Consider the following 22,556-nt stretch of genomic DNA (forward strand, 5'->3'; position numbering starts at 1 on the left):
TCTCATTGATCTGTTTGAAAATAATGACCGGTAACGCGCACCGTTATTTTATGCGGGATCAATAACAGCGACGCAACCGGTCGGTGCTGGGCAGATGTTGGCGTTACGCGGGCGCGCGCCAGAACGGCTTGTCCCCCAGCACGGTGGCCCTGTGCATCACTCGCCGGGCCGGCAGATAGTCGGCGTTGGCGTAATGCTGGGTGACCCGGTTGTCCCAGATGGCGATGTCGTGCTCCCGCCAGCGCCAGCGCACCTGATACTCAGGCTTGGTGACATGGCGAAACAGGAAGGCGAGCAGTGCCTCGCTCTCTTGCGCCGGCAAGTCGGGCAGGCGGGTGGTGAAGCCTTCATTGACGAACAGTGCCTGCCGACCGCTCAAGGGGTGGGTGCGAACCACAGGGTGGCGCAGCGGCGGGTGACGGGCCGCCGCCTCCTGCCAGCGCTGGTACTCGGCCGGGCTGGCGCTGTGGCGATGGGCCGGGAACGACTTGGTGAAGTCGTGCTCGGCTTCCAGCCCCGTCAGCAACTGCTGCAGACGGGGGGAGAGCCCCTCGAAGGCGGCGATGCCACTGGCCCACAGGGTATCGCCCCCCACCGGCGGCAGCTGCTTGGCGGCCAGAATGGCCAGCGCCGGCGGCGTCTCGATGAAGGTGACGTCGGTGTGCCAGTTGTCGTTGTCCGGTGGGTTGTCGTCGTGGGTGTCGAGCACGATGATCTCCTCGGCCTCCGGCGCGTGGGGATAGACAGGGTGAATGTGCAGATCGCCGAAGCGGTTGGCCAGCGCCCGCTGCTGGCGAGGATTGATGGGCTGATCTCGAAAGAACAGCACCTGATGGGTCAGCAGGGCCTGCTGCAACTGCGCGAACTGGCCCTCATCGAGCGGCCCGGCCAGGCTGATGCCGCTGATCTCGGCGCCGATGTGGGGGCCGAGGGGGGTGATATGCAGGGAATTGCTCATAGTCCTTCTCCATGCCACGGCGTCAGGCGACGCTGCAGCGCACGTAAACCAAGTTCCAGAGTGAAGGCGATCAGGGCGATCACCAGAATGCCCGCCAGCACCACGTCGGTGGCGAGAAACTCGCCGGCGGCTTGCACCATGAAGCCCACGCCGCGGGTGGCGGCGATGAGCTCGGCCGCCACCAGAGTGGACCAACCGACCCCGAGCCCGATACGCAGCCCGGTGAGCATGTCCGGCAGGGCGCCGGGCACGATGACGTACCAGAGCACCTGCCAGCGGTTGGCGCCGAGCGCCCGGGCGGCCCGCAGACGCACTTGCCTGCTGCCCTGCACCCCCGCCAGAGTGGCCATGGCGACCGGCGCGAAGATGGCCAGATAGATGAGCAGCACCTTGGAGGTTTCGCCGATGCCAAACCAGATCACCATGAGTGGCAGGTAGGCAAGGGGCGGCACCGGCCGGTAGAGCTCGATCAGCGGGTCGAGCATGCCGCGCAGGGTGGGGCTGAGCCCCATGGCGAGGCCCACCGTCACACCGCACAGGGTGGCGGCCGCGAGGGCGATGAGGATGCGCTGTAAACTGGCGGCGAGATGCTGCCAGAGGGTGGCGTCCATGAAGCCTTGCGGCCCGGCGAGGGTGGCAAACTGCTGCAGCACCTGGGCGGGAGGGGGTAGGAACAGCGGGCTTATCAGCCCGAGCCTGGCCACCAGCCACCAGAGCGCTAGGAGGGAACCCAGGGTCAGCAGACTTATCCCAAGCCGGCGTGGCAGCGGCCAGCGCAGGCGTATCCGGCGGGCAGGGTCGAGCGGACGGGAGAGGGTGAGGCTCATGCAAACACCTCCCGCTCGGCAAAGACCCGCTCCAGCACGTACTCGCGCTGCGCGATGAAGGCGGGATCCGACTTGATGCTGCGGCAGGGCTCGCCGGCGGCGAAGCGGCTGCCGAAGTCCAGGGTGAACCGCTCCATGACTCGCCCCGGCGCCGGGGAGAGCAGCACCAGCTCGGTGGCCATGAACACTGCCTCCTCGATATCGTGGGTGATGAGCAGTACCTGCCGGCGCTGCTCGTGCCACAGGCGCAGCAGCAGGGTCTGCATCTGCTCGCGGGTAAAGGCGTCGAGGGCGCCGAAGGGTTCGTCGAGCAGCAGCAGTTGCGGCTGGGTGGCCAGCGCCCGGGCTATGCCGACCCGCTGGCGTTGGCCGCCGGAGAGCTGCCAGACCGGTTTGGCCTGGGCCTCCTCCAGCCCCACCTTGCGCAGCATGGCCAGCGCGCTGGCTTCGCGTTCGCGGCGCGGCACGCCGGCCAGCTGCAGGCCGAAGGCGACGTTGTCCAGCACGTTGCGCCAGGGCAGCAGCCCCTCGTGCTGAAAGACCACCCCCCGCTCGGCGCCGGGGCCGCGCACCGGCCGCCCCTGCAGGCTGATGGTGCCCTGCTGGGCGGGCTGAAAACCGGCGATGAGGTTGAGCAAGGTGGTCTTGCCGCAGCCGGAGGGGCCGAGCACCACCATCAGCTCGCCCGCATCCAGGGTCAGGTTGATGTTGTCGAGGACTCTGCGCCCGGCGTAATCGGCGCAAAGGTGGGTGAGCTGCAGCATGCATGCCTCCTTGTGATGTGGGGTCAGCGGGCGTGAGCCTTGACGAAGCGGTCGGTCACGTAGGCGCGATAATCGTGGCCAGCGCTTCGTACCTTGCCTTGCTCCTTGAGAAAGCGGCTGGTGTCCACCAGGGTCTGGTTCACCAGATCCCCCAGCTCGGCGCCCTGCTGGCTGGCGCTCAGGTAGGTGTTGCCCCTGACCAGCGCGGGCACGTCGCTGGCCGGCACGCCGCTCAGGCTGGCCAGTTTGGCAAGGTTGTCCGGCTTGGCGAGCCAGCCGTCGGGGTTGGCCAGGTAGTCGCGCTGGGCCGCCAGGGTGCTGTCGACGAAGGCCTGCACCAGCTCGGGATGGGCCTTGGCGAACGCCTTGCGCACCACCCAGACATCCAGGGTGGGGGCGCCCCACTCGCCCACCTGGGCCGAGTCGGTCAGCACCTTGCCGCCCTTGGTCAGCTCGTTGAGGGTTGGCGCCCAGACATAGGCGCCATCGATGTCACCCCGCTGCCAGGCGGCGATGATGGCCGGTGGCTGCAGGTTGACGATCTGCAGGCTGGCCGGATCCACTCCCCAGTGCCGCAGCGCGGCCAGCAGGCTGTAGTGGGTGGTGGAGGTAAAGGGGACGGCGATGCGCTTGCCGGCCAGGGCTGCGGGGGAGTTGAGCCCGGGCTTGACCACCAGCGCTTCCGAGTTGCCGAGCTTGGAGGCGAGCAGAAACACCTCGATGGGCACCTGCTGGTTGACGGCCACCGCCAGCGGGCTGGAGCCTATGTTGCCGATCTGCACGTCGCCGGAGGCGAGCGCCCGCACCACGCTGGCGCCGCTGTCGAACTTGAGCCACTTCACCGTGGCGCCGCTGGTGCGGGCAAAGGTGTCGTCGGCCTGGGCCACCTTGGCCGGTTCGGCAGAGGTCTGGTAGGCCACAGTAACGTCCACGGCCCTGGCTTGCAGGCTGAGCAGGGTGAGCGCCGCCAGCCAGAGGGAATGTCCTTTTCCTGTCATGATATTGCTCCATCGGGGGAATGAAGCGGCAGTTTTCCCATTTATCGGGGCGCTGAGGAAAGACCGAAAATATATGGCTGATGAAATATGATTCTTAGAAAAAGAACGGCAATAAAATCCGTTTATTCATATATCTCAATATGGCAAGTCGATATTTAGTGGTTGGCAATGGGTGTTGAAAAAATGCTGAAAATATCGGCAAGCTATATTCAGATACGGCAATGCTTGCCCATTTATTGAATATCGAACCGGTTTGGCTTATTGGGCGGATAAAATAAAACCCGCCGGTTGGGCGGGTTAGTATGGGGCAGGGGATGCCGCTGAGGCAAGAGGAGCGCTGGCAACGGGCCGGGTGAGCGTGCGTGCCTGAGCTCATCGCTCCAGCAGGGGGGCGGAGCGGTAGCTCCAGAGCCCATAGGTGCGCAGGGCATCCCGGTAGATGCCGAGCAGCTCGCTGTCGCTAACCTTGGCAAGCTCGGAGAGCGGCTTGTCGGGGTAGCTGACGCTATCTATCCGGATCCCGGCCGGCCCGCTCTGCCAGCAGGCGATCTCCAGCAATGTCTGGCCCCGGCGCACATGGCTGGCGGAGCTCACCAGGGTGGCGTACTCGATCTGGTGGCGGGCGAGGGCATAGCCGCTGTAGAGGGCGTTCTCCACCGTGCTGGTGGCGTAGTTCTCCTCGATGATGCGGGAGCGGTCGATCCCCTTTTTCACCAGCCAGTCGGCCATCAGCTTGCCCTCGGTTTGACGGTTCTGGGGCACGCCGCCGGTCAGAATGATGAGGGCCGCCGGGTTGGCCTTGGCCAGCGCCCGGGTGGTTTCCAGCCGGCCCAGCAGGATGTCGTGCATGGAGCCATCGGGATTGAGGGCATAACCCAGGGTGACGATGGCCCGGTTGCCCGGCTTGGGTGAGCGCTCACCCTGCTCCTTGAGCGGGGTGGCGACGACACGCTCGACCGTGTCGAAGATGCGCTGCAGATCGGCGGCCCGGCCGGGATTGAGGGTCGCCAGCTTGCTCTGATACCCCTTGGCGGCGGCCTCGTTGTGCTTGAAGGTCTGCCAGGTGGCGAGGTAGGTCAGCAGGTCGATGTCATCGGGCGCGGTGCTGAGGGCCTGCTCGAACAGGCCGATGGCCTTGTCCACGTTGCCGTTGTAGATCTGGGCGTTGGCCGCCGAGATGAGCAGGTCGGTGCGATAGGGCTCGAGCTGGTAGGCCTGCAGCAGCAGTTCGGTCACCTGTTCCATGTTGCTCGGCATCTTGGCGGTGAAGCCGGCGGTAGAGATGCGGGCGGGGGATTTGAAGATCTGCCAGGCGTCCGTCAGCAGCTGATCCACCACTTGGCGCTTGCTGATGTACTGGTCGTAATTCTGCTCCTTTTGCAGGGAGCGTACCGGGGCAGCCCAGGCTGCGGAAGGGAGCACGGCAGGCAGTGTCAGCAGGCCGGCCAGCGTCAGGGCAATCGCGGTTCTTTTCATCATGATGGCGTTCCACCGAAGGTTGATGGCACCAGGCCATTCCAGGACCATGGGGCTTTTTCAATAAAAACATAAACTTGGTGATTGGTCAGTGTACCGCGTCGTGGCATGAAAAAACGTGAACCGCTTCGGTTATCCGGGGAAGGGGGCGGTGTTTGCCCTATTCGGGGGGAGCGAGGTGTGGTTTTCCTGTGAAGTGGCTCAGTTGTGGCGCAATCCTGCCGCGTTTTCGGCGAAAAGGAGAACGGCCGTGAAAAAGTTGACGGTGCCAATCGTTTTACCGCTTTTTCTGTGACGGCGATCACTGTACCATCGCCGCCCGACCTGCCACCCGGCGCGCGGCTCCCTGCGTTCTGGTTGGCGTCACCCGATACTCGCCGTCACCCGGAACGTGAATGACCCCAGGATGGGACCCGCCACTAACCTGTAGGTTTGTGGTCTGCGTGTCGCGGGGTCGGCACCTCTCCCGCCCGCTCCCTGCGATGCCTGTCTGCAGACTTGCCGTATGAAACTTCTCTCTTCATAGGTGCAAGATGACGCTGTTATTGAGTCTGGTCGGTATGCTGGCCCTGATGTTTATCGCCTGGCTGGCCAGTGAAAACCGCCGTGCCATCCGCTGGCGGACCGTGCTCGGGGCCCTCGCCCTGCAAACCGGCTTTGCCGCCCTGGTGCTCTACTTTCCCCCCGGCCAAATCATGCTCGGCGCCATGAGCAACGGCGTCTCCGCCCTGCTCGGCTTTGCCGACAGCGGCATCCGCTTCGTGTTTGGCGATCTGGCCAGCAACGGCTTCATCTTCGCCGTGCGGGTACTGCCGCTGGTGATCTTCATCAGCGCGCTGATCGCCGTGCTCTATCACTTCGGCATCATGCAGTGGGTGATCCGGGTGCTGGGGGGCGGTATTCACCGCCTGCTCGGCACCAGCCGCGCCGAATCCCTGGTGGCCACCGGCAACATCTTCCTCTCCCAGGGGGAATCCCCGCTGCTTATTCGCCCCTTCCTGGCTGGCATGACCCGCTCCGAGCTGTTTGCGGTGATGACCTGCGGCATGGCCTCGGTGGCAGGCTCCGTGCTGGGCGGCTACGCCGGACTGGGGGTGGATCTGAAATACCTGATTGCGGCCTCTTTCATGGCGGCGCCGGGGGGCCTCTTGATGGCGAAACTGCTGGTGCCTGAGCAGCAGCAGGTGAACGATCAGGCCGAGATCACCCTCGACAAGAGCGACTACAGCAATGCCATCGACGCCCTGGCGGGTGGCGCCATGAGCGGCATGAAGATCGCGGTGGCCATCGGCACTATCCTGCTGGCCTTTGTCAGCGTCATTACCATGATCAACGCAGGTCTCACCACGGTGGGCGAGTGGTTCGGCTGGGCCGATCTCTCCCTGCAGCAAGTGCTGGGTTACCTGTTTGCCCCGGTGGCCTGGCTCATCGGCGTGCCGGCCAGCGAGATGATGGCGGCAGGATCCTTGATTGGCCAGAAGGTGATCATGAACGAGTTCGTCGCCTACCTGGACTTTGCCAACATCAAGCAGGATCTCAGTGCCCACACCCAGATCATCATTACCTTCGCGCTGTGCGGTTTTGCCAACCTGGGCTCCATTGCGGTGCAGCTTGGCTCCATCGGCACCATGGCGCCGGAGCGCCGCCACGACGTGGCGAGCCTCGGCTTCAAGGCGGTGCTGGCGGCGACCCTGGCCAACCTGATGAGCGCCACTCTGGCGGGGCTGTTCGCCTCCCTCGGCTAAGCAGTTCTTGCCCCATGCACACCCCGTCTCGCCACTGGCGCGGCGGGGTGTCGTCCATCTGGCGCCAACCACTGACGCCTCGGCACGGCGTGGGCTCGACAGGGGCGGGCGCAGGCGGTAGCGTGATGGCGCGCGGCCAGCCCGCGTCCGTTCAGGCATTCATATAACAAGGAATCACACCATGACCCGTTTCTCTCGCGCATTGGCGCTCTCCCTGCTGCTGGCCGGCGCCGCGCCGGCGTTTGCCGCCGCTACCTATACCTCGGATCTGCTGCTGTCGGCGGACTTCAAGGCCCCCTGGGCCAAGGCGACCCAGGGCATCAAGAACCTGCCCAAGTGGGTGCGCAGCGGCAACGGTACCAGCTCCCCGCTCGAAGCCGTGGCCGGCACCCCCTATCAGAGCGGTTCGGTCTGCAAGCCCCACGACTGCGCCAACCACTACATGCAGCTGCTGGTAGATGCCAAGGCCAAGCGGGTGTGGGGTGTGCTGATCGACCTGCCAGATAGCGACGTCGCCCGCGAAACCCCGTCCAAGTTTGCCCGCTACACCTGGCTCGGCCAGCCGGACAAGGAGATGCAGGCCGCCCTGATGAAGCAGGTTGAGGCCGATCCCAACTGGCAGTAAGCATCGAAAAGCAAAAACCTCTGCCCAGGCAGAGGTTTTTTTATGGCGAAGAGGTGATGGGGCTGGGCGCTAGCGGCTCAGGATCCGCACCGAGCGGATGCGATTGTTGAAGTCGGTCGCCTCTTGCTCGCCGCCCTTGCGGGTGTAGTAGCCACCGCGAAAGTCGGTCTCCTCGAAGAAACGTACCACCCAGCCAGCCGGCACGGTGAAGGAGGATATGCGGTCGGCAAAGCCGTAGCGGCCGAGATCCGCAATATCCCGGTCGATGCGCAGGGCGTCGCCGCTCTGGTGGGCACCGTCAAATACCAGCAGGGTGCTGGCATCGTCGCTCTCATCGAGTGTGGTGGTGATGCAGCTTGCCTTGGCCGCCTCGCAGAACAGGCTGTTTTTGCCTTGGCCCTGCTGGCAGCGGCGGCTCACCTTCTGGCGCGCCAGCCACTCGCTGCGCCCCGCATCGGCATAGACGCTGTTGAAGGGGGTCAGGGTACAGATGTGGATACGCCCGCCACCCTGGCTCTGGCCGTTCACCACGATCTGGGGATTGATAAGGATATCGGCGCGGACCGCTGTGCTCAGGGTCAACAGCGCCAGCAGGACAAACAGCTTGTGCATGGATGAGATCTTGCCAGTTCAAGGGGCGGCAAGGATTGCCGAGACGCAGCCTCGACGCAAGTGGGGACGGCGCCCGCTGCGACACTCCTTGCCCGCCATCGACGTAAAGATGAAAGGCCCAAAGCAGAACACCGGCGCAAGGCCGGTGTTCTGAACAGCATGGCGGCGGACCCGGCGGGGCGCGCGGTCAGGGCGGCTTAGGCGTAGAAGGCCTCAACGGTGCCCTTGACGGTGATCAGCATGGGGTTGCCATAGCGATCCTTGGCCTTGGGGGAGGGGATCTTCACCCAACCTTCGCTGATGCAGTACTCCTCGACATTGGTGCGCTCCTTGCCGTTCACGCGAATGCCGATCTCGTGCTGGAAGCACTCTGCCACATGGTGCGGGCTGCGCGGGTTGGCCGCCAGACGGTCGGGCAGGGCAGGTTTGTTGTCGCTCATTTTATTTACCTGAGTGTGATAAAAAGTGGGTCATTGTAGGCAATGCCCGCCATGGGCTCAAGGCTGGGTTACGTCCCATGGGGGGGCAAGGTTTGGCTATAGCTGCAGTTCGGGCAACAGCCCCGCCTGCTCCTGAAAATGGTGGCAACGGCGCTCAACGTCATCTTTATAGCGTGCCAGATAATCCAGCTCGGCGGGATGGTCTGTCTCGACCATGGCTATAGCGGCATCCAAATGGTGGAGGATGTCGCTGGCTATCTTCTGCAAGGTCTGTTGCAGCAGGCGTTCGGGCAGGTCACATGCCTCGGCCATTTCCAGCAACTGCCATGCGTTGATCGCCTCGGGAGCAAATTCGTCGCCTATGGCCATGGCCAGATGCTGGTTGAACTCGGGGTAAAGCCCCACATTGACCAGATCGTACCAAGGGGTGGGCGTCAGCCCTGCTTTTGATACGAAGAAGCTGTAGTTCTTGCCGTGGGCATCGTGATTGTTGACGCAGAGGTTGAAGAGCAGCCATTGCAGCATGTCCAGTCTGGCCTGCGCTGGATTGACGCAGAGAGCGCTAAGGCTGAACAGCCGTGGCAGGCTCACCCCTTCCCGAATATGGGCCACGTCCCGACCATCACCGAAGTTGCGTTCATATTTTCGGGCGACGGGGAACCCCAGCCCCTGACAGGCATCGATCATGTGGCGACGGCGGACCCTCATGCCATCCTCATCAAGACGACGGTCGAACCGTTCCACCAGCAAGCTTCTGTGGGACTTCTCACCCTGACCCACAGTATGCAGTTCGACCCGCGCCACCGGCATGCTAAGCTGTGCGGCCAGCTGCATGGTTACAAATTCATTGATCACCAGATGAGGGTGATGCTCGAACTTGATGAGGTGGGTTGAACAGAGTTCACCTTCGCCAAATCCTAGCCTCCCCTCGAGTCGCAGCAGGTTGAGTTTGGCCTGCACACCCGCAACCGAGAGTCGGGGGCGGCCATCCCAGACTTCCAGCGGCCAAATCTCGGGTTGATCGAGGCGCAGCATCAACTCCTCTGGTGTGATGGGGCGAAACCGGGTGGGAATGTCGGGCTCTGCGGGTAGGGTGAAGGTGACAGCCCCGGATACATCGCGGCCGATACCGTGGATCAGGGCAAAGAGATTGCTGCGCGAAACGGAGAGTACCTCAATCAGATGATCCAGCCCGCGATTTTCTGGCAGTAAGTTGCCGAGATACGCCCGGATCTGAGCGCTGCTGGCCGAGCCATCCAACGCCAGTGGCGGTGAGAGTGGGAATCCGCGCGCTTGCCACTCTGGCAGATAGCCGAGCTGAAACGAATCCCGGTTGGAGTCATATTCGAGATGGCCGATCAGCTGATTACCCAGCCGAAGTTCCAGCCGATGGTGCTCAGAACCATTCATCATCACCGACCTCTGGTTGGCTGTAGCTGCTCGTTACCTGTGATCCCGCTTCCTGCACCAGTTGCAACCTCAGTCCCAGCGCCTTCATCACCTGCAGCAGGGTCGAGAGGTAGACATCCCCCCCTTTTTCAATCTTGATCAGGGTCTTCTTGGAGATGCCACACAGTGAGGCAGTCACCTCTTGGGTCATCTTGGCTGCTTTGCGTCTCTCTCGTATCGCCAGTCCCAGCGAGGCGGGATCCAGTTCTTTCAGGCCGGTTGGCAACGGTGTATCTGCCATCATGATCACGGAAAAAGTGTAGGTTGTTACACCTTAACTCATGGTAAGAGCAAACAGCAACAAAAAGTGTACGATGGTGCACTTTTTATAGTCTCAGCGTTGTTTGCGATAAAAAAGTGTAGAAGTGTTCACTTTTTAGAACAGAAAGGTGGTTAGGGGGGGTCTGGGGGATGATAGAGGGGCCGGGAGGATGTTGTGTGCAGAGCAGCATGGCACTTCACCTTCGCTTCACCGAGCGGGGATAGGGTAGGCTCATGTTTTCAGTTGGAGCTTCACCCTATGCCCACCATAGTCACTCACGCCGCCGTCCCTCTCTGCCTTGGACTGGGGCTTGGCAGCCGGATTATCCCGCCGCGCCTGCTGCTGGCAGGGGTTGCCATCGCCATGCTGCCCGATGCCGATGTGCTCGCCTTCAAACTGGGGGTCGACTACGGCCATATCTTTGGCCACCGCGGCTTTACCCACTCCCTGTTGTTCGCCTTTGCCCTGCCCACACTGGCCATGCTGTTTCACCGCCAATTTCGGGCCAGCGCTGCCACCGTCTGGTCGTTTCTGCTGGTCTCTCTGCTCTCCCACAGCCTGCTCGATTCCCTCACCACCGGCGGCAAGGGGGTTGTCTGGCTCTGGCCGTGGCGTGACGAGCGTTTCTTTGCCCCCTGGCAGGTGATCCGGGTCGCCCCCTTCAAGCTGGAGGCCTATCTCACCGCCCGAGGTGAAGCGGTGATCCTCTCCGAGCTCTACTGGGTCTGGCTGCCGGGGGGTGTATTGATGCTGGTGTTGATGGGATGGCGGGTGTGGAGGAGGTAATGGTGGGATTGAGAATATCTGCTGGATATATAGTGGTTGCACAAAAATCAATACTTGGACACCCATCTTTTGGGCTCTAGCAATGTCACGTTTTGCTCAAAAAGATGGGTGTTCTGATTTTCCTTTTCTAAAAACGATGTCAACTCATCTTATTGCCCTATAGAAGCTCGTTTTCTTCGTATGGCCTTGGCCAAGGCTGTTCCTACGTCACTGGCACGATGAAATTCTAGTTCAGACATGGCACAGACTAGCTTTGACAGCCGACTACCTCGGTTTTCAAGTTTCTCTGCTAGAGCACGTCTTTCAATTTCACCTACATCATTTAGCTTCACACCCTTAATCGTATTTTTTCCCTCATTTGTCAGGTATTTGAACACCCATCCGCGAGAAATTGAAATATGCTCTGAATATGAATGAAAATGAGGGTGTACCCAGCTGAATGCTGCGGGCTGGTTTGGGTATTGAGAGTTCGGCGACAATGGCCCATTTAAAAACGGGCTCAAACGGGATGGTGTTATGGGGCCAATAAAATTTGCAATCGCCCTTCTGTTGCTTTTACTCCAGGTTGAGAAAGCCCCATTCTTTTTACCGTTACAAGTTCCACAAGATAAAGCTAAGTTGAAGACTTCAAAACGATACTCATTAAAACTTTCTTTATCTAAAAAATGTTCAAGATGGGTTGCGTAGTCATCATATAATTGACGCCGACAAAAACAGCATCTACCACATTGAGCCTTCCGTAGAGCTACTTTCAGATTCCCTTTAAAGTTTATAACTTCATTTGCGCCTGAATTCCAAGTGTAAGCATTTAACGCAACAAGCGTTTGGGCTAAAACAACTGGGGTTGGGAATATTTTCTCGAAACCGATGTTCATTAATCCTCCAACTACCTCATCATATTATTCAAGAAGCGCTTCAATGACGTCAATCATAGGGTCATCAGCCGAAAGCGAATCTCGGATGCGCTTAAGTTGAGGGATTTGCTGACGGAATTCAGCACTTTCAAAGTTACCGCTTTCAACCATAGCAACTGCCTTTTGAACCGTATCGACCACAACCTTGTTTCTACTCGATCCAACACCAAACTGAGCTAGAAGTAACTCATCAGCGGACGCTCCATACGAGACGACCTGTGTACTGGGGTGTTCATTCGTCATGTCTACGATGAAACTACCTGGACGAGCAGCACCAACAATTAAAGGAGAATGGGTGCTGATAATGATATGGCTGTTCTCAAGCACTTCAGAGCACACGTTGAAGATGGCCTCCATCAGGTCTCGCTGCCATTGTGGGTGAAGATTATTCTCGGGCTCATCAATTAAAATCACGCCAGTTTTCTCAATCCCGAATCCAACTGCGAGAATAGTGGAGTACATGCTGAACTCGCCAGAACTCAACTCGAGCACAGAAAATTTTTGGCCAGTCCCTCGACTATGTACAAGAAAGTCTCTCAGAGAAAATAAGCCGATTAGTAAGCCAAGTCGAAGAACATTCAAATCAACTTGTGAGCAGGTTGGACCTTCTGCGGAAAGTTTTAGAGATATTGATTGACGCTTAATTGATATTTCTTTTTTAAGGATGGCTGTGAGTGCGTTGAATTCTTCATAGGTAAACTCGTCAAGTAACCATTGCGCCATTGCATATGACACAAGAGGTCGTTTTGATGAGCGATAGTTATCATCTTTTGTAATAGCTTGAATATCGCCCAATACATCAATATTTTTTCCATTAGAGGTATGTTTAAAACTTAACGTACATTGCACGTTTGAATTAACCCCCGCAATATCGTGAGCTTCGGAGAAGAATCTCCATCGAAATCGATTGCGTTTATCTGGGTCTAGTGCGAAACAAAGTATAGTCTCTAATGGAGCTCTCTTGCTTAGCAGATTTGAATAAATACGCTGACCAACATAGGTGTAATAGGGAACGTCGAATTTTGAACGACGCCCACCGCTTTCCTCCTTCTGTGGAAATCGGTCAGCAGTAGAACCAGATATACAGAGCACATTCGAGTAACGTATCTCATTTTTTACTGGACTCCAAGCGTCGGGGGAAGAAATAAGAGAAGATGCCAGTTCTCTCAATAAGGTACTTTTTTGCGAGCCGTTCTGGCCGGTCACAATGGTTGTCGTGTAGAGCGAATTAGGTACAGTGGCAATTGGCAGAATTAGGTCGACGGCCTTTTCTTGCCCGTTGTGCGTTTTGAATCTGAACTGTGGAATAACGGCCATTTCTTGCCTTTTAATGTCTTGTTAACTGTCGGCTACAACTACAGAAATTAATATGGACACTCATCGTGGTTTGGGCGCTTGTGGTGTTATCTGCAATGCCCGTTGATCTAAAAAGAACTGGTTATAGCCCCTGAGTGACAGCCCCCAGTCCTCTGCTTTTAACCTGCGAGATAGCAACAATCGCTTTCATGGCGTTCTTCCGAGAGATTGATTGTCATTCGGGTATCTTAAGGGGGAGGGTAGTGGTTGAGAAGCGTGTTTTGGCGGGAATCTGTGTTGGATCAATAAATTAGTCATTAGGGCGTGTGCTGAGTGAGCAACTTGCTTGGCTGGACCTGCACTATCCCCTCACCCCAACCCTCTCCCAGGGGGAGAGGGAGCATATCTGCTGTTAGACGGGGCTGTGGGCTAGCACGGTGTTGATCCCCCTCTTATTCGCTGAGGCGAGCCCTCTTTTCTAGGCCGCGAGGCAGGATGCCGAGCGAGCGGCGTTGGGCTATGGGCAAAATCGGGAAAGGGCGAGCACCGCTCGACCCGATTTGGCGCGAGAACACGGATGTTCGAAGCGGGCTTTGGGCGAAGCCATGGATGGCGGAGGCCAAAGGCCCATCGGCGCGTGCCGTTTGACAAGAGGGTGAGCCGAAGGTACCCGACGTCAGTCGGGCGAATAAGCGGGGGAGAAGACCTTTGGTGACTTTGGGTCTTTCCAAAGTCACTCGCCCACGCCCGAAGGGCGGGCGAAACCCCGTCGAGGGCAGCGCCCTCGCGTCCCATGCGGCGAAGCCGCATCAAGGGGCGTACCGCAGGTTCGGGGATCTGGCGAGCGTCTGCCGTCGTGGAGCGGACTATTTCCTGCGGTGCAATGCGCTGCGCTTATTACACCCTACGGTGTGCCACTGCGTGGCGAAGCCACGCCACCACATCAACTCCGCGAACGTCCGAATACGCTGCGCTATTCGAACCTACGATTCGATAACGCCGGGGATTATGGGTCCCCTCATCCTGACCCTCTCCCGGAAGGAGAGGGGGACAAAGTGATAGGAAGCAAAAAGAGATAAATAGAAAAGGGAGCCCAAGTGGGCTCCCCTTATGCTGGTTGGTCAGGTCCAACGGCATGTGACCCTATACCTGCCTCTACTTATTGGTCGCGGCCTTCATCCCTTCCACAAACTCTTTCAGGCGAGTGAGCATATGCTCCGGGTTCTGGTGGTGGGTCTCGATGATCTTCACCACGGCGGAGCCGGAGATGGCACCGGCGGCGCCAGCGGCAATGGCTTCACGTACCTGAGCCGGTTCACTGATGCCAAAGCCGAGCAGGGCGGGCGGGGCGTTGAACTCGCGCAATGTGTTGATGAGGCCCTCCACCGGCATGCCGGCCTTGGTCTCGGCACCGGTCACACCGGCGCGGCTCACCAGATAGGTGTAACCAGAGCCCAGCTCGGCAACAGCCTTGAGAGTCTCGGTGTCACCGTTAGGCGGGGCGATAAAGATGCTGTCGATGCCGAACGTGTCGGCAGCCGCCTTGTAGGGGACGCACATCTGCACCGGCACGTCGGCGACCAGCACCGAATCCACGCCAGCCTGCTGGCACTTCTCATAGAAGCCGTCGATCTTGCGCACATAAACGAGATTGGCGTAGACCAGCAGGCCAATGGGCAGCTGCGGGTACTTGGCGCGGATCTTGGCGAGCAGTACAAAGCAGTCGTCCGGTGTAGTGTGGCTCGCAAAGGCCCGCAGGGCGGCACCCTGAATGGTGGGGCCGTCGGCTACCGGGTCGGAGAAGGGAATGCCGAGCTCGAGGGCGTCGGCGCCCCCTGCGACCAGCGCATCGACGATGGCAAGCGACAATTCGGGGGTGGGGTCACCCAGCATCACGAACGGCACAAAGGCGCCCTGATTGGCTTCATCCAGGCGGGAGAAGAGTTGTGCGTAACGGTTCATGACAAGGTTCCTTCTTTCTCGAAAATATCGGCAACGGTGAAGATATCTTTGTCGCCACGGCCGGAGAGGTTGACGATGAGCACCTGCTCTTTTTCCGGTTCACTGCGGGCCATCTTGAGGGCGTGGGCCAGTGCGTGGGAGGACTCCAGCGCCGGTATGATACCTTCGGATTTGGCCAGCTCCTGGAAGGCGTCAAGCGCCTCCTTGTCGGTCACCGAGGGGTACTCGGCGCGGCCGATGGCGGCCAGGTGGGCGTGCTGCGGGCCGACGGAGGGGAAGTCCAGCCCCGCCGAGACGGAATAGGACTCCTGAATTTGGCCCTGGCTGTCCTGCATCAGGTAGGAGTGCATGCCGAAGAAGACCCCCTTGCTGCCGTGACCCAGCGGGGCGCCGTGCTCGCCGCTCTCGATGCCGTGACCGCCCGGCTCGACACCGATCAGGCGCACTTCAGGGTTGTCGATAAAGTCCGCAAACATGCCGATGGCGTTCGAGCCGCCGCCGACGCAGGCGATCACCGCATCGGGCAGGCGCTCCTCCTTCTCGAAGCACTGGGCCTTGGCCTCTTCCCCGATCATCTTCTGGAACTCCCGCACGATAGTGGGGAAGGGGTGGGGGCCGGCGGCGGTGCCGAGCAGGTAGTGGGCAGTCTCGTAGTTGGCAGCCCAGTCGCGCAGCGCCTCGTTGCAGGCATCCTTCAGGGTGGCGGAGCCGGAGTGCACCGGAATGACGGTGGCGCCCATCAATTTCATACGGAAGACGTTTGGCTTTTGGCGCTCGCAGTCCTTGGCCCCCATGTAGACCCGGCACTTGAGGCCGAGCAGGGCACAGGCCAGTGCCGTCGCCACACCGTGCTGACCGGCGCCGGTCTCGGCGATGATCTCGTGCTTGCCCATGCGCTTGGCGAGCAGTGCCTGGCCCAGCACCTGGTTGGTCTTGTGGGCGCCGCCGTGCAGCAGATCTTCCCGCTTCAGATAGAGGCGGGTCTTGGTGCCCTTGGTCAGGTTGCGGGTGAGGGTGAGCGGCGTTGGGCGACCGGCATACTCGGTCAGCAGGGTCTGAAACTCGGCGATAAAGGCCGGATCATCCTTGGCATCGACGAAGGCTTTCTCCAGCTGGAGCAGGGCGGGGATGAGGATCTGGGGCACATACATGCCGCCAAATTCACCAAAAAACGGGTTGAGCAGGGTCATGGTTTCTTCCTTGTATTAGCTAAATCGAAACATCGAAAAGGGTTGCGTTACAGGTTGCGCAGGGCGGCAAAGGCGGCCGCCAGCTTGTGGGCATCCTTCTGGCCCGGGGCACTCTCTACCCCGGAGTTGAAATCAAGGCCGAGGCAACCGACCCGGGCCGCCTCGAGGGCGTTGTCGGGGTTGAGGCCCCCTGCCAGCATCAGTTTGCTCTTGTCGAGCCCGGCCAGCAGGGCCCAGTCGAACGCCTGGCCGGTGCCGCCGCTCTGGCTCCCCACTTTGGTATCCAGCAGCAGGCGATCCGCCGGATAGTCGAGGGCGGGCAGCGGCTCGCCGCTTTCTTTGCCGAGAGAGACGCCTACGGCTTTCCAGATCTGGCAGCCAGCCGGCAGCAGTGGGCGCAGCGTCTCGATATAGGCTGCATCCTCATCGCCATGGAGCTGCACCGCGGCGAGCCCGAGCGCTTCCACCGTCTTGACGAGGGTGGCGGGCTGGGCATTGCGAAATACCCCGACGTAAGAGAGCGGCGCGCCCGCCATCACGGCGCGGGCGGCGGGGATGTCCACATAGCGCGGGCTTTTCGCCACAAAGATAAGGCCACCGAATACCGCGCCCGCCTGATGGGCGGCGGCGGCATCCTCGGCGCGGGTCAGGCCGCACACCTTGTTCTGGCCCAGTACCAGCTTGCGTACCGCCGCTTCCAGATCCGGCTCGGCCATGAGGGATGAGCCCACCAGAAAGCCCTTGGCATGGTGGCGCAGATCCGCCACCTGGGCGCGGTGGTTGATGCCGGACTCGCTGATCACCACCCGATCGCTCGGGATATCTTTAGCCAGTTGCTTGGTGCGGGCGAGATCCACGCTCAAATCCCGCAGATCCCGGTTGTTGATGCCGATCACCGGCGCCCCCAGCGCGATGGCGCGGGTCAGCTCTTCCTCGTTGCTTACCTCGGTGAGCACGCCAAGGCCCAGCTCTTTGGCGACTGCGAACAGGGCGCGATAGCCCTCGTCGGTGAGCACCGAGAGCATCAGCAGGATGGCGTCCGCCTGATAGTGGCGGGCCAGATAGACCTGGTAGGGGTCAATCATGAAATCCTTGCAGAGCACCGGTTGCTGGACGCGGCTGCGCACCCGAGGTAGGAAGGAGAAATCCCCCTGAAAGAACTTCTCGTCGGTCAGCACCGAGATGGCGGTGGCATATTTGCCATAGATGTCGGCGATGGCCTCCGGGCTGAAATCATTGCGGATCAAGCCTTTGGAGGGGGAGGCCTTCTTGCACTCCAGAATGAAGCGGGTGGAGCCCGCCTTGAGCGCGCCAACGAAATCCCGATCGCTTGGGGTCAGCGCGCTCTGGAAGCTCTCCAGCGGCTGGGTCAGCTTGCGAGCGGCAACCCACTCCTGCTTAGCCGCCACGATTTTGCCGAGAATGGTCTGGCTGATGGAGGCCATGTTCAGAAAAGCATGGGGGGCAATAAGGTCTGACATCTCGTTATCCTTGCGAAACTGGCTCTTGCCCTGCGGGCGTTCTGAATGACTGTTGTGCGACATGGTGGCTGACATCATGCCTCCTGATGACCCGCTTCCTGATGACTCAGGGTGGCCAGCCGGGCGGCGAGCTCCGCCGCCTTGCCGCTTGCCAGCACCGCCAGCACCTCGGCCGCCGCGCTCTTGAGATCCTTCGCCTTGCCTGCCATCAGCAGCAGCGGTGCTACGTTGGCAGCGATGGCGGCGTTGTGGGCCGGGGTACCACGCCCTTCCAGAATGGCGGCGGTGATGGCGCGGTTCTCTTCCGGCTCTCCGCCCTGAATGGCGCTGACCGGATAGGTCTCCAGGCCAAAGTCAGCCGGGGTGAGCAGAAACTCGCGGATCTCGCCGTCACGGATCTGGGCCACCTGGGTCGGGCCGTGGATGGCAATCTCGTCAAGGCCGGCGCCGTGCACCACCATACCGGTTTTCAGCCCCAGAGCCAGCAGGGTTTCGGCGATGGGGCGTACCAGCTCCGGGGCATAGACCCCCATCAGCTGATAGGTGGGGCGAGCCGGGTTGATGAGCGGCCCCAGCACATTGAACAGGGTGCGGGTCTTGAGGGCTTGGCGCACCGGCATGGCATGGCGCACCCCGGCGTGATACTGGGGGGCGAACAAAAAGCAGATGCCAAGCTCGTCCAGGCAGCGGCGCGCCTGCGCCGGGCTCATGTCGAGCTTGATGCCCATCTTGTCGAGCAGATCGCTCGACCCCGACTTGCTCGAGACCGAGCGGTTGCCGTGCTTGGCCACTTTCAGGCCGCAGGCGGCGGCGACCAGCGCCGAGGTGGTGGAAACGTTGATGGTGTTGAGACCATCGCCACCGGTGCCGACGATGTCGCAGAACTCGTAATCCGGACGCGGGAAGTCGCGCGCTTCTGCCAGCAAGGCCTCGGCGGCGCCGGCGATCTCCTCCGGGGTCTCCCCCTTGATCTTGAGGGCGGTCAAGAGACTGGCGAGCACGATGGGATCCACTTCGCCACGTACCACCTGGCCGAAGGCGTCGCGGGTACTTTCACGGCTCAGAGACTGACCCTGATAGAGGGTGTTGAGATGATGATGCATGTTGGTCTCCTTACCGCACACTGCTAACTGGACGGGTGATATGGGCGAGCGCCTGGGTCAGCAGACGGGCCCCTTCCGAGGTCATGATGGATTCCGGGTGGAACTGGAAGCCCAGCACCCGCTCATCCTGCTGCTCGATGGCCATGGGCATGCCCTGATAGTGGGCAATCACCGTCAGCTCTTCCGGCACATAGGTGGCGACCAGCGAGTGGTAGCGGGCCACCGGCAAGGGGCTTTGCAGCCCCGCGAAGGCGCCGTGGCCGTTGTGCTCAATCAGGGAACGCTTGCCGTGGACGATTTCGCCCGCCGCGCCGACGGTGCCGCCGTAGGCTTCGCACAGGGCCTGATGGCCGAGACAGATGCCGAGGATGGGCACCTGACCGCGGGCCAGCTTGATGAGGTCAATCAGGCAACCCGCCTCATGGGGGGCGCCCGGGCCCGGTGAGAGCACCAGTACGGCATCCCCTTCGCAGGCGGCGATCTCGCTCATGATGCGGCTGGCCGGCAGGCTGTTGCGGTAGATCCGCACCGGATAGCCGAGGGAGCGGAACTGGTCGACGAGGTTGTAGGTAAAGGAGTCGAAGTTGTCGAGCAGGAAGATATTAGTCATGGCTCACGTCCTTATGTTGCTCCTGCTGGGCGCTCAGGGCTTGCAGGGAGGTGCCATGGCTGGCAGCGATGGCGGCCAGCACGGCGGCCGCCTTGGCGCGGGTTTCGTCCGCTTCGGCTTGCGGCTTGGAGTCATAGACCACCCCGGCACCGGCTTGCACATGGGCCACGCCCTCTTTCACGAAAGCGGAGCGGATGACGATGCAGGTATCCATCTCGCCGGCGCCGTTGATGTAGCCGACCGCGCCGCCGTAGCTGCCGCGGCGCTTGCCTTCCACCATGCGAATGAGCTCGCTGGCGCGGATCTTGGGGGCGCCGGTGAGGGTGCCCATGTTCATGCAGGCCTGATAGGCGTGCAGGGCGTCAAGGTCGGAGCGCAAGGTACCGACCACCTTGGAGACCAGGTGCATCACGTGGCTGTAGCGATCCACTTTCAGCAGCTCCTTGACGTAGCGGGTACCCGGCTCCGAGATGCGGGCGATGTCGTTGCGGCCCAGATCCACCAGCATCAGGTGCTCGGCCACCTCTTTTTCGTCCTGACGCAGTTCCAGCTCGATGCGGCCGTCGAGATCCCGGTTGATGCTGCCATCGGGGTTGAAGCCGCGGCGGCGAGTGCCGGCGATGGGGTACATCTCTACGTCGCGGCTGGTGGCGCAGAACTTCACCGCGCTCTCGGGGGAGGCGCCAAACAGGGTGAAGCCCTCGTCCTGCACGTAGAACATGTAGGGGCTCGGGTTGGTCTGCTTGAGGCGGCGATAGGCGGCGACGGGGCTGGGGCAGGGCAGGGAGAAGCAGCGTGACGGCACCACCTGGAAGATGTCGCCACGGCGAATGAAGCCCTTGAGTTTCTCCACCTCGGCGCAGAACTGCTTGTCGCTCTTGTCCACGCTCATGCCGCCGACGAGGGGCGGGGTGGCCGGTGCCTGCGCGGGGGCTTGCTGGCAGGCGTGCTTGAACTGGGCGAGGCGCTCGCTCAGGCGGTGGTATCTGTCTTCCACCCGGCTCTCGTCGCTGTCACCGCCGAAGATGCAGGCGAGCAGCGCAGTGGAGCGCGCGATGTGGTCGATGGTGATCAGGGTCTCGGCCACGTAGAAGCAGTAGTCGGGGCAGTCGTTGCTCCCCTCTGGCACCTCGGGCAGATCTTCAAAGGAGGCGATGAGGTCGTAGGCGAAGCTGCCGGCCATGAAGAGCGCCTCTTTGCCGAGCTGGCAATCAAGCTCCCGCTGCAGGGTGCGCAGCACGTCCAGCACGCTGATCCCCTTGAGGCGGCTGTCTTCGTCTTGCTCCCGATCAGAGGCCGGGAAGTCGAGCTGCAGCTCGCCGGCCACCAGGCTCTGGGCAACGGCGGCGGGCAGGCGCTCGGCCAGCAGGCTCTGCAACTGGGCGCCGTTGTCGTTCAGGCTGCGCACCCGCACGGTGCGGCCCCGGCACTCGATGCGCAGGCAGGCGTCCACCAGCAGCAGACTCTGTTTGCCGGCCTTGGAGTCGATCTCCACCGATTCAAGCAGCAGGTTGTTGGGGCGACCCTGGCAGAGCTCGCTGTAGAGTGCCAGCGGATCGGCCACATAGGGGGCGTTGAGGGTGAGGGTATCGAATTCACCCAGAGGAAGGCGATGGCTGGCTGTCATAGTGCGTTCCCTCGCGTGTGATGCTGTTTACCGATGTTCATGACGTTGAATTCCTTGAAAATTTAATGGGTCCGGGGTGGCTGGTTCAGGGGCGCCATCGCCAGGTCAGCTTGCTTGTCTGAATTCTCGGTTTCATCACAGGTCCATTTGCCGGATAATAAAAAAGCCCGCTGGGGTCAGCGGGCTTTTTCTTTGGGTTCTTTATTTGCTGTCAGATTTACAGGTACAGCAACGACCACACGCCCGCATGTCAGGGAGTGTGCCACCACCAGATGGTCAGGATGGAAGTCGTTTGCATGATAAAGTCCTGTAAAAAGATGTTTGCAATGAAGTGCCTACAGAAAACGATAAAGCCGCGGCCAAGTCAAGTCGCTTTTTAGCCTTCTTTCACCGAATGTGTACCCATGGTGACCTGACCACGAGAGCGGAATAATCTGATGAGATTCGATCTACACTGCCATACCACGGCCTCGGATGGGGTGCTGAGCCCCGCCGAACTGGTGCGCCGCGCCGCCGAAAAACAGGTCGAGGTGTTAGCAGTTACTGACCACGATACCCTTGCTGGGCTTGATGAGGTGCGCCGCACCATAGAGAACGAGCAACTGCCGCTGCGGCTGGTGAGCGGGGTCGAGATCTCCACCGGCTGGGAGCATCACGAGATCCATATCGTGGCGCTGGGGGTGGATGAAAAAAATGTGGCGCTCACCGATTTTTTGGTCGGCCAACAGGCTCGCCGCGAAGCACGCGCCCAGGAAATAGGGCGTCGTCTGGAGAAGTGTCTCATTCCCGGCACCTATGAAGAGGCCAAGCAGCTTGCTGGCGACGCAGCCGTGACCCGGGCCCACTTTGCCCGGGTGCTGGTGGCGCGCGGGGTGGCCGACAACATGCAGAAGGTATTCAAAAAGTACCTGAGCCGGGGCAACAAGGGCTATGTGCCGGCAGAGTGGCCCGAGATGGGCGAGGCGATCGACGCCATTCACGGCGCCGGTGGCCTGGCTGTGCTGGCCCACCCGAGCCGCTACGATCTCACCGCCAAGTGGATCAAGCGGCTGCTGGTGGCCTTCAAGGCGGCCGGTGGCGATGCCATGGAGGTCTCGCTGCCCCAGCAGAGCCCCCAGGAGAGGGCGAATCTCGGCCAGTGGGCCAAAGAGCACGACCTCTATATCTCGGTGGGATCGGATTTTCACTTCCCCTCCAACTGGACCGAGCTGGGGCGCCACCTCTGGTTGCCCAAGGAGGGGATGCCGGTCTGGTTGGCGTATCCCGGTCATTTTGGGCTTACCACTGAGCAACATGCAGAGTTGCTGGCGAGCCGGTAACCGCCCCGGTAATGCAGGCGCCAACGGGCGCCAAACAGAGTAAGGTAGTGTCGTGAAGCCCGGCTTCGCGGCCATCAAGCGGGCAGAGATTGCTGCCCCCATTGCGAGAACG

At 60.9% G+C, this 22,556-nt stretch carries 21 protein-coding genes; 4 read left to right on the forward strand and 17 right to left on the reverse strand.

Features of this window, described 5'->3' with window-relative positions:
- Nucleotides 1-103: 103 nt before the first annotated feature.
- The 5 genes from tauD to AB5Y81_RS12055 form a co-directional block, all read right to left on the reverse strand.
- On the reverse strand, nt 104-958 hold the full coding sequence (gene tauD / locus AB5Y81_RS12035; RefSeq protein ID WP_213343863.1) for a taurine dioxygenase: 855 nt from the start codon (nt 956-958) through the stop codon (nt 104-106).
- Entirely contained in the window at nt 955-1,785 is an 831-nt protein-coding gene (gene tauC, locus AB5Y81_RS12040) for a taurine ABC transporter permease TauC (protein WP_268037217.1), read from the reverse strand. Before tauC ends, tauD begins: the two co-directional genes overlap by 4 nt.
- Nucleotides 1,782-2,549 (reverse strand): taurine ABC transporter ATP-binding subunit, encoded by a 768-nt coding sequence (gene tauB / locus AB5Y81_RS12045; RefSeq protein WP_279484084.1) that lies wholly within the window; start codon nt 2,547-2,549, stop codon nt 1,782-1,784. The genes tauC and tauB overlap by 4 nt, the downstream gene beginning before the upstream one ends.
- A 23-nt stretch (nt 2,550-2,572) precedes the next feature.
- Nucleotides 2,573-3,547: a taurine ABC transporter substrate-binding protein gene (gene tauA, locus AB5Y81_RS12050; RefSeq protein ID WP_279484085.1), complete on the reverse strand. Its 975-nt coding sequence runs from the start codon at nt 3,545-3,547 to the stop codon at nt 2,573-2,575.
- A gap of 372 nt (nt 3,548-3,919) precedes the next feature.
- A complete protein-coding gene (locus AB5Y81_RS12055; protein ID WP_279484086.1) occupies nt 3,920-5,074 on the reverse strand; it encodes an ElyC/SanA/YdcF family protein in 1,155 nt (384 codons plus the stop codon).
- Between the two features lie 482 nt (nt 5,075-5,556).
- Between AB5Y81_RS12055 and AB5Y81_RS12060 the strand changes: the two genes are divergently transcribed.
- Together AB5Y81_RS12060 and AB5Y81_RS12065 are read left to right on the forward strand one after the other, a co-directional pair.
- Nucleotides 5,557-6,768, forward strand: a complete 1,212-nt coding sequence (locus tag AB5Y81_RS12060; RefSeq protein ID WP_211028522.1) for a NupC/NupG family nucleoside CNT transporter — start codon at nt 5,557-5,559, stop codon at nt 6,766-6,768.
- A 181-nt stretch (nt 6,769-6,949) separates the two neighbouring features.
- Complete coding sequence (locus AB5Y81_RS12065) at nt 6,950-7,393, forward strand: inhibitor of vertebrate lysozyme family protein (protein ID WP_279484087.1); 444 nt, start codon at nt 6,950-6,952, stop codon at nt 7,391-7,393.
- A gap of 69 nt (nt 7,394-7,462) precedes the next feature.
- On the opposite strand, the gene AB5Y81_RS12070 is transcribed toward AB5Y81_RS12065, so the two are convergent.
- From AB5Y81_RS12070 to AB5Y81_RS12085, 4 genes are all read right to left on the reverse strand, one after another.
- A complete protein-coding gene (locus AB5Y81_RS12070; protein ID WP_279484088.1) occupies nt 7,463-8,005 on the reverse strand; it encodes a beta/gamma crystallin-related protein in 543 nt (180 codons plus the stop codon).
- 197 nt (nt 8,006-8,202) lie between these two features.
- Nucleotides 8,203-8,445 (reverse strand): DUF3297 family protein, encoded by a 243-nt coding sequence (locus AB5Y81_RS12075; protein ID WP_005302916.1) that lies wholly within the window; start codon nt 8,443-8,445, stop codon nt 8,203-8,205.
- Between the two features lie 96 nt (nt 8,446-8,541).
- A complete protein-coding gene (locus tag AB5Y81_RS12080; protein ID WP_279484089.1) occupies nt 8,542-9,858 on the reverse strand; it encodes a HipA domain-containing protein in 1,317 nt (438 codons plus the stop codon).
- A complete protein-coding gene (locus AB5Y81_RS12085) occupies nt 9,842-10,138 on the reverse strand; it encodes a helix-turn-helix domain-containing protein (RefSeq protein ID WP_341536309.1) in 297 nt (98 codons plus the stop codon). Before AB5Y81_RS12085 ends, AB5Y81_RS12080 begins: the two co-directional genes overlap by 17 nt.
- A 276-nt stretch (nt 10,139-10,414) precedes the next feature.
- Here AB5Y81_RS12085 and AB5Y81_RS12090 point away from each other — a divergent pair, with 276 nt between their 5' ends.
- The gene (locus AB5Y81_RS12090; RefSeq protein ID WP_368146672.1) at nt 10,415-10,942 is read left to right on the forward strand and encodes a metal-dependent hydrolase; all 528 of its coding nucleotides are present in this window, start codon (nt 10,415-10,417) and stop codon (nt 10,940-10,942) included.
- A gap of 149 nt (nt 10,943-11,091) precedes the next feature.
- Here the strand turns inward: AB5Y81_RS12090 and AB5Y81_RS12095 are convergent, their stop codons facing one another.
- The 8 genes from AB5Y81_RS12095 to AB5Y81_RS12130 form a co-directional block, all read right to left on the reverse strand.
- The gene (locus tag AB5Y81_RS12095) at nt 11,092-11,817 is read right to left on the reverse strand and encodes a hypothetical protein (RefSeq protein WP_279484092.1); all 726 of its coding nucleotides are present in this window, start codon (nt 11,815-11,817) and stop codon (nt 11,092-11,094) included.
- A gap of 24 nt (nt 11,818-11,841) precedes the next feature.
- Nucleotides 11,842-13,173, reverse strand: coding sequence for an ATP-binding protein (locus AB5Y81_RS12100; RefSeq protein ID WP_279484093.1), 1,332 nt, complete (start codon nt 13,171-13,173; stop codon nt 11,842-11,844).
- Nucleotides 13,174-14,307: 1,134 nt separating this feature from the next.
- On the reverse strand, nt 14,308-15,114 hold the full coding sequence (gene trpA, locus AB5Y81_RS12105; protein ID WP_279484094.1) for a tryptophan synthase subunit alpha: 807 nt from the start codon (nt 15,112-15,114) through the stop codon (nt 14,308-14,310).
- The gene (trpB, locus tag AB5Y81_RS12110) at nt 15,111-16,304 is read right to left on the reverse strand and encodes a tryptophan synthase subunit beta (protein ID WP_279484095.1); all 1,194 of its coding nucleotides are present in this window, start codon (nt 16,302-16,304) and stop codon (nt 15,111-15,113) included. Before trpB ends, trpA begins: the two co-directional genes overlap by 4 nt.
- A gap of 47 nt (nt 16,305-16,351) precedes the next feature.
- The gene (trpCF, locus tag AB5Y81_RS12115) at nt 16,352-17,860 is read right to left on the reverse strand and encodes a bifunctional indole-3-glycerol-phosphate synthase TrpC/phosphoribosylanthranilate isomerase TrpF (protein ID WP_368146673.1); all 1,509 of its coding nucleotides are present in this window, start codon (nt 17,858-17,860) and stop codon (nt 16,352-16,354) included.
- On the reverse strand, nt 17,860-18,888 hold the full coding sequence (gene trpD / locus AB5Y81_RS12120; protein WP_279484096.1) for an anthranilate phosphoribosyltransferase: 1,029 nt from the start codon (nt 18,886-18,888) through the stop codon (nt 17,860-17,862). Before trpD ends, trpCF begins: the two co-directional genes overlap by 1 nt.
- Before the next feature lie 10 nt (nt 18,889-18,898).
- Nucleotides 18,899-19,498 (reverse strand): aminodeoxychorismate/anthranilate synthase component II, encoded by a 600-nt coding sequence (locus tag AB5Y81_RS12125; RefSeq protein ID WP_099359685.1) that lies wholly within the window; start codon nt 19,496-19,498, stop codon nt 18,899-18,901.
- Nucleotides 19,491-21,125 carry an anthranilate synthase component 1 gene (locus AB5Y81_RS12130; protein WP_279484097.1) on the reverse strand — a complete coding sequence of 545 codons (1,635 nt, stop codon included), beginning with the start codon at nt 21,123-21,125 and terminating at the stop codon, nt 19,491-19,493. The genes AB5Y81_RS12125 and AB5Y81_RS12130 overlap by 8 nt, the downstream gene beginning before the upstream one ends.
- A gap of 437 nt (nt 21,126-21,562) precedes the next feature.
- Between AB5Y81_RS12130 and AB5Y81_RS12135 the strand changes: the two genes are divergently transcribed.
- The gene (locus AB5Y81_RS12135) at nt 21,563-22,444 is read left to right on the forward strand and encodes a PHP domain-containing protein (protein ID WP_279484098.1); all 882 of its coding nucleotides are present in this window, start codon (nt 21,563-21,565) and stop codon (nt 22,442-22,444) included.
- Nucleotides 22,445-22,556 lie beyond the last annotated feature (112 nt).

Source organism: Aeromonas sp. s2 (assembly GCF_040907935.1).
GTDB classification, from domain to species: domain Bacteria; phylum Pseudomonadota; class Gammaproteobacteria; order Enterobacterales; family Aeromonadaceae; genus Aeromonas; species Aeromonas dhakensis.

Bases quoted from the DNA above. Each gene is read 5' to 3' on its own strand.
- AB5Y81_RS12125 (WP_099359685.1), bottom strand. From the start codon at position 19,498: ATGACTAATATCTTCCTGCTCGACAACTTCGACTCCTTTACCTACAAC.
- AB5Y81_RS12090 (WP_368146672.1), top strand. From the start codon at position 10,415: ATGCCCACCATAGTCACTCACGCCGCCGTCCCTCTCTGCCTTGGACTG.
- tauC (WP_268037217.1), bottom strand. From the start codon at position 1,785: ATGAGCCTCACCCTCTCCCGTCCGCTCGACCCTGCCCGCCGGATACGC.
- tauD (WP_213343863.1), bottom strand. From the start codon at position 958: ATGAGCAATTCCCTGCATATCACCCCCCTCGGCCCCCACATCGGCGCC.
- trpB (WP_279484095.1), bottom strand. From the start codon at position 16,304: ATGACCCTGCTCAACCCGTTTTTTGGTGAATTTGGCGGCATGTATGTG.
- tauB (WP_279484084.1), bottom strand. From the start codon at position 2,549: ATGCTGCAGCTCACCCACCTTTGCGCCGATTACGCCGGGCGCAGAGTC.
- AB5Y81_RS12095 (WP_279484092.1), bottom strand. From the start codon at position 11,817: ATGAACATCGGTTTCGAGAAAATATTCCCAACCCCAGTTGTTTTAGCC.
- AB5Y81_RS12135 (WP_279484098.1), top strand. From the start codon at position 21,563: ATGAGATTCGATCTACACTGCCATACCACGGCCTCGGATGGGGTGCTG.
- AB5Y81_RS12085 (WP_341536309.1), bottom strand. From the start codon at position 10,138: ATGATGGCAGATACACCGTTGCCAACCGGCCTGAAAGAACTGGATCCC.
- AB5Y81_RS12130 (WP_279484097.1), bottom strand. From the start codon at position 21,125: ATGACAGCCAGCCATCGCCTTCCTCTGGGTGAATTCGATACCCTCACC.
- trpCF (WP_368146673.1), bottom strand. From the start codon at position 17,860: ATGTCAGCCACCATGTCGCACAACAGTCATTCAGAACGCCCGCAGGGC.
- trpA (WP_279484094.1), bottom strand. From the start codon at position 15,114: ATGAACCGTTACGCACAACTCTTCTCCCGCCTGGATGAAGCCAATCAG.
- AB5Y81_RS12060 (WP_211028522.1), top strand. From the start codon at position 5,557: ATGACGCTGTTATTGAGTCTGGTCGGTATGCTGGCCCTGATGTTTATC.
- AB5Y81_RS12070 (WP_279484088.1), bottom strand. From the start codon at position 8,005: ATGCACAAGCTGTTTGTCCTGCTGGCGCTGTTGACCCTGAGCACAGCG.
- tauA (WP_279484085.1), bottom strand. From the start codon at position 3,547: ATGACAGGAAAAGGACATTCCCTCTGGCTGGCGGCGCTCACCCTGCTC.
- AB5Y81_RS12080 (WP_279484089.1), bottom strand. From the start codon at position 9,858: ATGATGAATGGTTCTGAGCACCATCGGCTGGAACTTCGGCTGGGTAAT.
- AB5Y81_RS12055 (WP_279484086.1), bottom strand. From the start codon at position 5,074: ATGGTCCTGGAATGGCCTGGTGCCATCAACCTTCGGTGGAACGCCATC.
- AB5Y81_RS12065 (WP_279484087.1), top strand. From the start codon at position 6,950: ATGACCCGTTTCTCTCGCGCATTGGCGCTCTCCCTGCTGCTGGCCGGC.
- AB5Y81_RS12100 (WP_279484093.1), bottom strand. From the start codon at position 13,173: ATGGCCGTTATTCCACAGTTCAGATTCAAAACGCACAACGGGCAAGAA.
- trpD (WP_279484096.1), bottom strand. From the start codon at position 18,888: ATGCATCATCATCTCAACACCCTCTATCAGGGTCAGTCTCTGAGCCGT.
- AB5Y81_RS12075 (WP_005302916.1), bottom strand. From the start codon at position 8,445: ATGAGCGACAACAAACCTGCCCTGCCCGACCGTCTGGCGGCCAACCCG.